The sequence below is a fragment of the Terriglobales bacterium genome (assembly GCA_035624475.1).
Taxonomy (GTDB): Bacteria; Acidobacteriota; Terriglobia; order Terriglobales; family Acidobacteriaceae; genus DASPRL01.
In genome coordinates, this window is the sequence record DASPRL010000418.1 from 1 (window position 1) to 11,421 (window position 11,421).

The window sequence follows — 11,421 nt, forward strand, 5'->3', positions numbered from 1 at the left end:
TTCTATTCCCTCACCAAGCGCTTCACCCGCTGGTCGCACTTCTTCCTGGGATTCGCCCTGGGAGCGGCGCCGGCGGCCGCTTGGATCGCGGTGCGGGGTGCGTTCGACCCCCGCATCCTGTTGCTCACCGCCGCCGTCACCTGCTGGGTGGCGGGCTTCGACGTGCTCTACGCCTGCCAGGACTACGATTTCGACCGCCAGGCCGGCCTGCACTCCATTCCGCGCTGGTTCGGCATCCCGTGGTCCTTGCGGATCGCCCGCGGGCTGCACGTTCTCATGCTCCTCCTGCTCTACGGGATGGTCCTGGCCTTCGGGATGGGCAAGCTCATGGTACTGGGTATCCTGGTGGTGGCGCTGCTGCTCGTCTACGAGCACTCCCTGCTCCGGCCCCACGACCTGCGCCGCCTGGACGCCGCCTTCTTCACCATGAACGGCGTCATCTCCCTGGTCTTCTTCTGCTTCGTGGCCCTGGACCTGACGCTGTTGCGCTCCTAGGGCGTGCGGCGGGCATCCCACTCTAAAAGGTGATGCATTCCAGGCCCGGTTTGTGCCACAATCGCCTCGAGTCAGGGCATTTGTGAAGGCAAGTTCCGACATCTGATCCACTGCTCCCTGCGGCCTTCCCGCCGCCGGGAGTTTTGTTTTTCAGGGCCGGAGCGCCTGCCCGCTCGCAGCAGAAGGAGCTCGTCGCTCGAATGAGAGAAAAAGGCACTGTGAAGTGGTTCAACGCCACCAAGGGGTACGGGTTCATCCAACGGGAGAAGGGAGGCGACGTTTTCGTCCACTACTCCGCCATCCAGTCCGACGGCTACCGCTCCCTCAACGAGGGCGACTCCGTCGAGTTTGAGGTCACCGAAGGTCCCAAGGGGCTGCAGGCCGCCAACGTCACCCGCCTGTAGCCGATCGGCCCCAGCCTGAGCAGGGAAGATCGTCCGCCTGTCCCGGACCGTGGGCGGGCGTGGGGGTGGTGTCTCCGCTTGTCTTAAGCGCGGGTATGACTTGCTAGCCACGCCCCCACGCGCGATCAGTCCCGCCCGGACTGTCGGTGTGTCCCAAGAACATAACAATCCCTCCTGCGAGGAATCGACCGTCACCCAGACTGAGACTAGCATCCCCCCCCTAGAAGGGGGTCTCATGAAAAAGATAGCTCTGGCAGTTCTGGTGCTGGTACTGGGTTGCATTGCCGCGCAAGCCCAAAACGGGGGCCATTGCATGCAGTGCGTCAGTACGGGCGAGATTCAGTGTGCAGATGGCAAGTCCTTTCCAACCGGCAGATGCATTAAGTCTCCCAATGCCGTTGCTTGTCTCACTGGTTTTGGGCGGTGCGATTCCGGCGAAAAATGGCAGGACTGCGAGGGCTTTGACGACCCGGACGTTGAACCGGCGTTCTGCGCGGGCGGGGGAGGCGAAGGCCTGCGTCTCCCTCGAGTGAAGGACGAGTACATGGCCGCCCAACTTTTCTTCCCTGCTTGCAATGGAGGCTCGCATCCGGTTACGCCAACCGCTTTTCCAAGGGTGGAGGCGGTCCTGGCGGTGCGGGAGCGCCTATGAGGGTTGCGGCTCTTGCGCTCCTTGTGATGTGCCTAGCCACGCCACGGGTTTTGGCTCAGGCGGGCGAAGAACCCGCGGCCACTCCGCTGCACGAATCCCGGCCGGTGATTGTGGAAGGGCAGAGGCAAACGGGTACCATGGGCCCGTTCCAGTGCGACAACGACCACAACGTCCTCCTGGGGATCCCTGGCATCGAAGACGGTGTGCTCGACCCGAGCAGGGGCGTTCTGATCAAGGCCAGCCCGGCGGGGAGGGTCCTGGCGCACTTCACCATTCCCCCGGACGCTTCCAAGCTCTTTTTCCGGTCGTACTTCCTCGATCCCGATGGGGGAGTGTACTGGGTGGCATGGGAGCCCATGACGGACGTAACCACCGTTTACCGATACGGGAAGGATGGCAATCTGCAATCGAAGGTCCGGCTTGACGCCCGCATGAACCCCCTTGGCCCAATGGGTGTCTTTCCGGACGGCCGCCTGCTGCTCGCAGGCGTGGCTTCGGACCGCGCCCCCGGCGAACTCCCTAATATGCAGCCCTATACCGGGCTGTTCGACGCATCCGGCAAGCTCCTCAAGAAGGTGGTCCTGGAAGACGATGCCCGGCTGGAGGAAGCCGTCAGGAACCACGACGAGGGTTCCGTACCCACCGCATCTGTCGGTGGAAACGCTGCTGTGACTCATGGGGCGATTGCTTTGGGCCGAGACGGCAACCTTTACCTCATGCGGCACGCAAATCCTGCGGTCATCTACGCCATTTCGAACTCCGGGGATGTCGTCCGCTCGTACCAAGTTCCACCCACCCAGCCTGATCTGGTTCCACACGCTCTCTTCTACGAGGAGGGTCAACTGGCGGTGGCCTTTGTCCGCTGGGGCACCCAGAGCGGGATTCGCTCGATCTCCGAGATTCGCCTGTTGGATCCGGGTTCGGGAGAGGTGACCGCAACCTACCTGGGTGACGAATCTCTAGGCGGCGGGGTGGTTTGTTACGAGCGTGGCGGCAAGGTCACTTTTATCGGGGCCAAAGACGGGCACATGGCGCTGAGGTTCGCCGAGCCCTAGTGGGGGAGCGCGCGGGAAGACTGCGTGGAAGCTGACCCGGGGCCGCGCCTGGGGTATCCTAGTGCTTCATGGCCCACGCCTTTCAGACGGAGGACCCGCGGCTTCAGACCATCGCCGCCAAGGTGATGGTGGGGAGCCGCTTGGACGGCGCCGACGCCCTCGCCCTCTACCGCTCGCCCGACATCCTGGCGGTGGGCTGGCTGGCCAACCGCGTGCGCGAGCAGCGCCACGGCGACCGCACCTACTTCAACGTCAACCGCCACATCAATCCCACCAACGTCTGCGTGGCTGCCTGCCGCCTGTGCGCCTTCGGGCGCAAGAAGGACACCCCCGGCGCCTACACCATGGCCCTGGAAGAGGCCTTCCAGACCGCCGCCAGCGGCTACTCCGAGGCGGTGACCGAATTCCACATCGTGGGCGGGCTGCATCCCGACCTGCCCTTCCAGTACTTCCTCGATCTCATCGCCGGGCTCAAGCAGCGCTTTCCCCAGGTGCACCTCAAGGCCTTCACCATGGTGGAGATCGCGTACCTGGCGCGGCGCGCCAAGCTCTCCATCCGCGAAACCCTGCAGAAGCTGAAGGATGCGGGGGTGGACTCGCTGCCCGGCGGCGGGGCCGAGATCTTCTGCGAGCGGGTGCGGCGCGTGATCTGCGACCACAAGATCTCGGGCGAGGAGTGGCTGGAGACGGCGCGCACCGCCCACCAGCTCGGCCTGCGCTCCAACGCCACCATGCTCTACGGCCACGTGGAGAACGACGAGGACCGCGTCGACCACCTGCTCAAGCTGCGTGCCCTGCAGGACGAGACCGGGGGCTTCCAGACCTTCATCCCCCTGGCCTTCCATCCCGCCAATACGCCGCTCGAGCACCTGCCCACCACCACCGGCATGCTCGACCTGCGCCAAGTCGCGGTGGGACGCCTGGTGCTCGACAACTTCGCCCACATCAAGGCGTATTGGCAGATGCTGACCCCCAAGATCGCCCAGATCGCGCTGCGCTTCGGCGCCGACGACCTGGACGGCACCGTGATCGAAGAGAAGATCTATCACGATGCCGGGGCCACCACGCCCCAGGGCCTGCGGCGCCAGGAATTGGAGCGGCTGATCCGCGAAGCCGGGCGCGAGCCCTGCGAGCGCGACACCCTCTATCGCCCCGTTTCCCGGAGCGAGACCTCGCTCACCGTCCAGGCCTGAAAGGCCTTCCACAACTCCATCCTGGAAGCAAGGGCTTTTTGGAAATATTTTTGGAGAAGGGATATTTGGCTTCGAAATTGCTCTCCGGAGCGGTCCCTTTTCCCCTTGCCTTTTTTTCCTCAGGTGTAGAATTTAATCAGGTTCGAGTGGCTGCGCGGAGCCGAACGCGGGATTCAGCGCCCGTCTTTGAGGTTCCCATGAACGTGCACATCAGTGCTAAGAGCACGCGCACTCCGGAAGTCGATCGAGAAATCAATCATCAGGTAGAGAAGCTGGGCCGGCGGCTGCAGGTCTTCCGCCCCGAGCTGGTGCACCTGCACGGCAGCTTGGAGCCCGGCGCCCTGCGCCATCAGGCGGTGGTCTCCCTCAACCTGCGCCTTCCTTCGGGCGAGCTGGCCGCAGAACAGTCCGGGCCTACGCCCCTGGCGGCGGTCAAGGCGGCCTTCTCCGAGCTGCTTGCCCAGGTGAACCGGCACAAAGAGCAGTTGCGGAACCTGCGCCGCCGCCGCGCCGGCAAACACCTCGCCGACCACGTTCCCCTGCAGGGAACGGTGGCAGCGGTACACCTACCCACCATTACCGACGGCGATATCCGTTCCTACGTGGACGCCAACCTGGAGCGCCTGGAGCAGTTCGTGGACCGCGAGCTGCTCTACCGCGAGACCACCGACCAGCTGCTCCCCGGGCTGGTGACTCGCGAGGAAGTGCTCGACGAAGCCATCGCCCACGCGCTCAGCGAGGCGGAGGAGAAACCCGAACTGCTGTCGCTGGAGCGCTGGCTCTACCGGCTGGCCATCCAGGCCATCCGCCGCCTCTCGGCGGAGAACGGCGAGGCCGGCATCGCCGCCGTCCCCCTGGAGCAGTCGGCGCGCCGCCCCAACGTCCGCGCCACCGACGACGCCGAGCTGCAGTTCCACCAGCCCGACGAGATCTTCCTGGAAGAGAGCGTCATTCCCGACCGCCGGGTGTTCACCCCGGAGCAGATCGCCGAGTCCGACGAGACCGTCGCCCTCGTCGAGTCCGCTCTGCGGGACGCCCGCCGCCAGGACCGGGAGGCGTTCATCCTGTTCGCCATCGAAGGCTTCACGGTGGAGGAGATCGCCGCCGCCACCGACCGTACCCCCGAGGAGGTGAACCTATCCTTGCATGCGGCGCGTGCCCGCCTGCAGACCCGGTTGCCGCGCTCCCAGGTCCTCCGCGGCCGACCCCTGCAGCGCTCCGGGACCGCCTGAACCGCGCTTCCTCTCAATCAGGAGAAATGCTGATGATCACGCGCGAAGCGATCCGAGAGCTGGCGGCCTTTGAATCCCCCGCCGGCTGTGCCGTGAGTTTCTACTTCCAGCCCCTGACTCCAACCAACCAGTCCCACCACGACGAACTCATCCGGGCCAAGGACCTGGCGCGCCAGGTCCTGCACGAGGCCGAGAAGCGCGGCAAGAACGCTTGCGCCCGCGCCGACCTGGAGCGCATCCTCGCCCTGGCAGAGCAGTTGCACGGCAACCACGCCCGCGCCAAGGCCGTCTTCGCCTGCGGCAGCCGCGGATTGTGGCGGGAATTCGATCTGCCGCCCCGGCTGGCCCGCTCGCAGTTGTTCCTCGGCCACCACTTCCATCTCAAGCCCCTGCTGGCGCTGCTGGGCGGGCTGCCGCGCTGCGCGGTGGTGGTGGCGGACGCCAAGCGCGCCCGCGTCTTCCAGGTGGCCCCCGACCAGGTGGCCGAATCCAGCGGGCTGTTCGCCGCCGTCACCCGCCGCCAGCGCAGCGACGGCTTCCAGGGCTACGAAGCCGGCCACGCCCAGCGTCGCGTGGAGGATGACGAGCTCCACCACCTCAAGCACGTCAGCGAGCGCCTGAAGCACCTGGCCACCCGCGGCGGCTGCGAGCTGCTGGCGGTGGGATGCCGGGACGAGACCTGGCACCTGCTGGAGCCCCACCTGCACCCCTACGTGAAGCAGCGTCTGCTGGGGCGTTTTGCCGCCGATCCCATCACCGCCTCCCTCGAACAGGTGCGGGAGCGGGTGCAGCAACTGCTGGACGCGCACCGCGCCCGGCGCAGCCGGGAACTGCTGGAGGAGGTCCTGGGCGAGGCCCAGAGCCGCGGCCGCGGGGCTCTGGGCCTGCGCGACGTGCTGGCTTCCCTGGAGCGCGGCCAGGTCCAGTCGCTGCTGCTGGCGGAGGATTTTGCCGCCCGCGGCAGCCAATGCCGCGCCTGCGGCCGCCTGGACCACCGCGCGTTGCCGCACTGCCCGCTCTGTGGCCAGGACACCGATGCGCTCGCCGACCTGAGCGAGCGTCTGCTCGCCCAGCTGGTGCGCAGCGGCATCGAAGTGGTGCCGGTCGCCGACCCCGCCCTGCAGAAGGCGGGAGGGATCGCCGCCCTCTTGCGCTTCCGCGCTGCCCAAGGCGTGCGCCGGCGGCTGGCGGTTTGAGACAAAAAGACCCGGCAGGCCCGCCTGCCGGGTCTTCCCCCGGCACTCCTCCCCCATCCTTCCTCAGGCCGGGATCTTCATGCGCGCCGCCGGCGCCGCCGGGATCCTCGTCACCCTTCCGTCGTCAAGCCCGATCGGGGGCCTGCCGCCTTCCCGCGCCGCCGCCGCCAGCCAGCGCTCCAGGGCGATGCGCGCCGGGGCGGGCAACTGGGTGAAGCGCAGCCCAACTCGGCCTTCCTGGTCCGACCAGGCCACGTCGGCCTGGCCCTCGATGGCCGGTTCGACCCCGGGGGGCTGGAAGCGCACGATCACCCGCTGTCCCACGGCCACAGGCATGGGAGTGCGCACCACCATGCCGCCTTCGCTCATGCTGCTGGAGGTCACCTCCATCTCCATGCCCTTGCCGGAGCGGACATGCACCGGCATCTCCACGGCATGGCGGAAGTAGCGCTGCTGCTCGCCCACCATCAGCCCATAGGCGACGCGCAGGCTGCCCTTGAGCAGGTCGGGACAGAGGGGCTTGCTCAGCACCATGTTGGCGCCCAGGCGATAGGCGATTTCCTGGCGGCCGGAGTCGGCGACGCAGCACAGCAGGGTGCGGCGCCCGGCGGGCAGGCGGCGGATGCGCCCCAGCAGTTCCAGGCGCTCCTCGGCCTCGCCCGCGTCCACCACCACGGCGTCGAACTTGCGTTGTCCCAGCAGCTCCAGGCATTCCTCCGCGCGCGTGCACAGCTCCACCCCGATGCCCAGGCCCTCCAGCATGGGCCGCAGGGTCCCCAACACCTCCGCATCGGAGCAGGTGAGCAGGCACTGCGGCTGCATCTCCCGGCTGCGGGCGCGGTCGCTGCGCACTTTGGCCTTTTGGGAGCGCAGGTTGTGCTCCGCGATGCGCAACACGTCGTTGATGTCCGCTCCGGCCCGGAAGGTGGCCAGGCCGCAGCTCAGGGCGATGGGGAAGGAGGCCGCAGGCGCCTGGTTGCGGCGGGCGAGGGCCTCGAACAGCCGCTCCGCCGCCCGCTCCGCCTGCTCCTCGCCGGTCTCCGGCATCACCACCAGGAACTGGCCGGCGCTGTAGCGCACCACCGTGTCGGAGACGCGGAAGGTGCTGTCCATGATCTGGCCCACTTCCGCCAGGCAACGGTCTCCAGCCGCCTCGCCGTGGTTCAGGTTGATGGCAGCCAGGTCGTTGAGGTCGGCCAACAGCAGGGTCAGGCTGCTGCCGGTGCGCTTGGCGCGGCTGACCTCCTTGGGCAGGATGAGCTCCAGATAGCGGCGGTTGAAGACCTTGGTGAGCGTATCCAGCAGGGTGGCCGCCTCGCTCCGCTCCTTCTCCACCAGTTGCCGGATGAGTTGTTCGCGGGCATGGTTCAGCTCCCGCCGCTGCTGCAGCACGTACAGGTTGAACAGGATCACCAGCCCGATCAACCCGAAGAGCACCTGCGGCAGGTAGCGGAACTCCACCCGCAGGCTGGAACTGTTCCAGGAGATGTTGGGCAGCACGATGGCCACCACCCCCGCCACCGTCACCAGCAGCACCAGCAGCGCCAGCAGCCACAGTTGCAGGTCGCGGCTGGAGAGCCGGCGCATCTTCACCTGCAGCTCCGGGTGCAAACTCGGACCAGCATTCTCGCTTGCCATCTCAACCTCCGCCGGGCGGCGGGCCTCCGCGCCGGGCGCGTGTTCAGCGCCCGGCTCCGCTCTCCCGTCTTCAGTCTAGGACCGGGAGCGACGGAGGGGGACCGGGAAACGAAGCCCGGCCGGGGCAGGAATTCGACTCTGGGAAGAGTGCCGAAGTGGGAGGGACGGGGCCGGCACGCGGGTCGCGGCTCAGTCGCGCGCGGCCACGCCGGCGTCCAGGACCTCTCGTACCTTGCGCGCCAGGGCCTCGGTGGTGAAGGGCTTCTGCAGGAAGGCGGTCTCCTGGGTCAGCACCCCGTGCTGCACGATGGCGTCGTCGGTATAGCCCGACATGTACAGGACCTTCATCTCCGGCCGGAGGACGGAGAGCCGCTCCGCCAGTTCGCGCCCGCTCATGTGGGCCAGGACCACGTCGGTGAGCAGCAGGTGGATGGGCTCGTGAAAGTGCTCGCAGGTCAGCAGGGCCTCCCCGCCATCGCGCGCTTCCAGCACCGAGTAGCCCTTGCGCTTCAGCACCTGCCGCACCAGTCCTCGCACTCCGTCCTCGTCCTCCACCAGCAGGATGGTCTCGTCGCCGGTGTCGGTGGCGGCGGCGGCCGGCTCGGCCGAAGCCGCGGCTTGCGTCTCCTCCACCCGGGGCAGGTAGATCCTGAGGGTCGTGCCCATGCCGGGCTCGCTGTAGACGCTGATGTGGCCGTCGCTCTGCTTCACGATGCCGTACACGGTGGACAGACCCAGGCCCGTCCCCTTGGCGGGGTCTTTGGTGGTGAAGAAGGGCTCGAAGATGTGGGAGCAGGTTTCCGGGCTCATGCCGGTGCCGGTGTCGCTGACCGCCAGCAGCACGTAGTCCCCCGGCTTGACCTCCACGCGCTCGCGGGCGTAGGTCTCATCCAGCGCCACGTTGCCGGTCTCCACCGTGAGCTTGCCGCCGCGGGGCATGGCGTCGCGCGCGTTCACCGCCAGGTTGAGGATGACCTGCTCGATCTGGCCGGGGTCCGCCCGGACCCGCCCCAGCCCGTCGGCCAGCAGGGCGTGCAGCTCGATATCCTCTCCCAGCAGCCGGCGCAGCAGCCGGTCGACGTTGCAGACCACCGTGTTGAGGTCCAGAACCTGGGGCGCCAGCACCTGCTGGCGGCTGAAGGCCAGCAATTGCCGGGTGAGGGCGGCCGCCCGCTCCGCCGCCTTCTGCATCTCTTCCACTTCCGTGCGCAAGGGATCGCGCCGGTCCAGGCTGTCGAGCAGCAGTTCGGCATGCCCCTTGATGACGGTGAGCAGGTTGTTGAAGTCGTGGGCCACGCCCCCGGCCAGCCGCCCCACGGCCTCCATCTTCAGCGCTTGCCGCAGTTGCTCCTCCAAGGCCCGGCGCCCCGTCATGTCGACCGCGATGGAGAGGATGGCGGTGCGGCCCGCGAACTGCACGCGGCTGGCGGTGAAGTCCAGCCAGCGCTCGCTGCCGTCCCGGGCGAGGATCTTGAACTCGTAGTGGTGGGGCGTCGCCCGGCCCTCCAGGCGGGCCCGCGCCCGCTCCTGCACCAGCGCCCGGAAGTCGGGGTGCACCATCTCCCAGAAGTCGACCTGGTTCATCAGCGCTTCGCGGGTGTAGCCGGAGATCTCCTCGCACGCCGGGTTCACGTACAGCATGCGCTGGCCGTCGTGGATGTAGATGGCGGCAGCGATGTTGTCGCCCACCGCCCGGAAGCGGTCCTCGCTCTCGCGCAGCGACTCTTCCACCCTCTTGTGCGCGCTGAGGTCCTGGATCAGGCTGATGCGCGCCCGCCGCCCCTCGTGGTCGATGACCCGGGAGCGCACCTCCACCGGGAAGCGCCGGCCGCTCTTGGTGATGTGGGTGAACTCGGCCGTACTGGTGTCTTGCTGGCGAAGCCGCTGGCGCACGGCCTCGCGCTCCTCCGGCGGATGCACGGTCACGGGATCCATCCCCAGGAACTCCTCCCGGGTGTACTCGTAGCGCCGGCAGGCCTCTTCGTTGCAGTCGATGACGCGGTGGGTCTCGGGGTCGACCACAAAGATGGCGTCGGCGATGTGGTCGAACAGCTCCCGGTAGCGGGCTTCGGCGCGCGCCAGCCCTGGTGCGGAAGCGTCCTTCGCCGCACGGGCCGCGGATCGTTTCCTGGCGGGACTCTTGGGACGGCTCATAGGACCCTGTGCTCTCCTCCTCAACCGGGGAGAGTCCTCGTGCGAGGGACATTGTCTTATAGCGTGAATCCGGGGCGGTTGCAATGTGCGCGCGGAATCGTCGCCGTGGGTCCACCGGCCGCGTGCTATGCTTCTCGGCCGCAACTTCGCGAATGCGTCCCCGTGGATCGGTGGACCGGGAGGATGGCATGGATTTCACTCGCAGAAAGTTCATCACCACCGCCGCCGTGGGCGCTGCCACCCTGGGCGTCGCGACGGCGGAGCAAAGCAGCGCGCAACAGCCCGCGCCGGCTGCCAGCCCGAACCCCGTGGGCGGTCCTCCGCAGCATCCCGTGATCATCAGCAAGGTCACCGGCAAGCATTCTCTCGACGAGGCCTACCAGATGCTGCTGCGCGGGGAGGACACCCTGGACGCCTGCCTGCACGTCAACCAGGCCCAGGAGGACGATCCCAACGACGACACCGTCGGCCTGGGTGGCCTGCCCAACGAGGAGGGCGTGGTCGAATTGGACTCCTGCTGCATGCACGGACCCACCTGCCGCGCCGGTTCGGTGGGCGGGCTGCGCGAGATCAAGAACGCCTGCCTGGTGGCCAAAGCGGTGCTCAAGCAGACCCACCACGTCATGCTGGTGGGCGAAGGCGCGCAGAAGTTCGCTGTGGAGGTGGGCTTCCCGCGCGAGAACCTGCTCACCGAGCGCTCCCGCAAGATCTGGCTGCTGTGGCGCGAGAGCCGCTCCAACCAGGATTGGTGGGGTCCGGGCATGGCGGCGCCCGACTGGAAGCCGCCGGTGCCGGTGCCGCCTCCGCCCAAGACCACCGAGGAGTGGAACCTGCGTATCGAGAAACTGAACGAAATGGCGGCGCGCATCGGCATCGCTCCCGAGGACCGCATGCACGCCGTCTCCCGCGTACTCTTTCCGCCCACCGGCACCATCCACACCTCGGCGGTGAACTCGAAGGGCGAGATGTCGGGCTCCACCACCACCAGCGGCCTGGCCTGGAAGATCCCCGGGCGCGTGGGCGACTCGCCCATCATCGGTGCCGGCTGCTATACCGACCAGGAGGTAGGCTCGGCGGGTGCCACCGGCAGCGGGGAAGAGAACATCGAGGTAGCGGGCGCGCACACCATCGTGGAAAACATGCGCCACGGCCTGTCGCCGCTGGAGGCCGGGATGGACGCCCTGCGCCGCCTGGTCAAGCTCTACCACGGCGACATGAACCGGGTGCGCTTCATCGACATGGTCTACTACATCCTGCGCAAGGACGGCGCCTACGCGGGAGTGTCGCTGTGGGGGTCCCCCAAGCGGCCGCGCGGCTTCGCGGTCTGCGACGGCCAGGGCAGCCGCATCGAGAAGACCGTGGCCCTGTTCGAGGGCGAGTCCATCGACTGGCCGCCCATTCC

General features: G+C 67.6%; 9 protein-coding genes. 7 read left to right on the forward strand and 2 right to left on the reverse strand.

All coding sequences use genetic code 11. The features are described 5' to 3' along the window. The 6 genes from VEG08_15980 to VEG08_16005 form a co-directional block, all read left to right on the forward strand. Positions 1 to 495: UbiA family prenyltransferase (locus VEG08_15980; protein ID HXZ29494.1), on the forward strand; the 495-nt coding region annotated here is incomplete at its 5' end. Positions 496 to 695: 200 nt separating this feature from the next. After that, positions 696 to 899, forward strand: coding sequence for a cold-shock protein (locus tag VEG08_15985; GenBank protein HXZ29495.1), 204 nt, complete (start codon positions 696 to 698; stop codon positions 897 to 899). Positions 900 to 1,688: 789 nt separating this feature from the next. Then, complete coding sequence (locus tag VEG08_15990; protein ID HXZ29496.1) at positions 1,689 to 2,606, forward strand: hypothetical protein; 918 nt, start codon at positions 1,689 to 1,691, stop codon at positions 2,604 to 2,606. A gap of 68 nt (positions 2,607 to 2,674) precedes the next feature. Next, positions 2,675 to 3,799 carry an aminofutalosine synthase MqnE gene (mqnE, locus tag VEG08_15995; protein ID HXZ29497.1) on the forward strand — a complete coding sequence of 375 codons (1,125 nt, stop codon included), beginning with the start codon at positions 2,675 to 2,677 and terminating at the stop codon, positions 3,797 to 3,799. A 197-nt stretch (positions 3,800 to 3,996) separates the two neighbouring features. Next, positions 3,997 to 5,031, forward strand: a complete 1,035-nt coding sequence (locus VEG08_16000) for a sigma factor-like helix-turn-helix DNA-binding protein (GenBank protein ID HXZ29498.1) — start codon at positions 3,997 to 3,999, stop codon at positions 5,029 to 5,031. A 32-nt stretch (positions 5,032 to 5,063) separates the two neighbouring features. Further along, entirely contained in the window at positions 5,064 to 6,227 is a 1,164-nt protein-coding gene (locus VEG08_16005) for a hypothetical protein (GenBank protein ID HXZ29499.1), read from the forward strand. A 63-nt stretch (positions 6,228 to 6,290) separates the two neighbouring features. Here VEG08_16005 and VEG08_16010 read toward each other — a convergent pair whose 3' ends face one another. Together VEG08_16010 and VEG08_16015 are read right to left on the reverse strand one after the other, a co-directional pair. Further along, the gene (locus tag VEG08_16010) at positions 6,291 to 7,865 is read right to left on the reverse strand and encodes a diguanylate cyclase (GenBank protein ID HXZ29500.1); all 1,575 of its coding nucleotides are present in this window, start codon (positions 7,863 to 7,865) and stop codon (positions 6,291 to 6,293) included. 189 nt (positions 7,866 to 8,054) lie between these two features. Beyond that, entirely contained in the window at positions 8,055 to 10,019 is a 1,965-nt protein-coding gene (locus VEG08_16015; protein ID HXZ29501.1) for a PAS domain S-box protein, read from the reverse strand. Between the two features lie 188 nt (positions 10,020 to 10,207). Between VEG08_16015 and VEG08_16020 the strand changes: the two genes are divergently transcribed. After that, the coding region (locus VEG08_16020) for a N(4)-(beta-N-acetylglucosaminyl)-L-asparaginase (protein ID HXZ29502.1) at positions 10,208 to 11,421 on the forward strand (1,214 nt) is incomplete at its 3' end.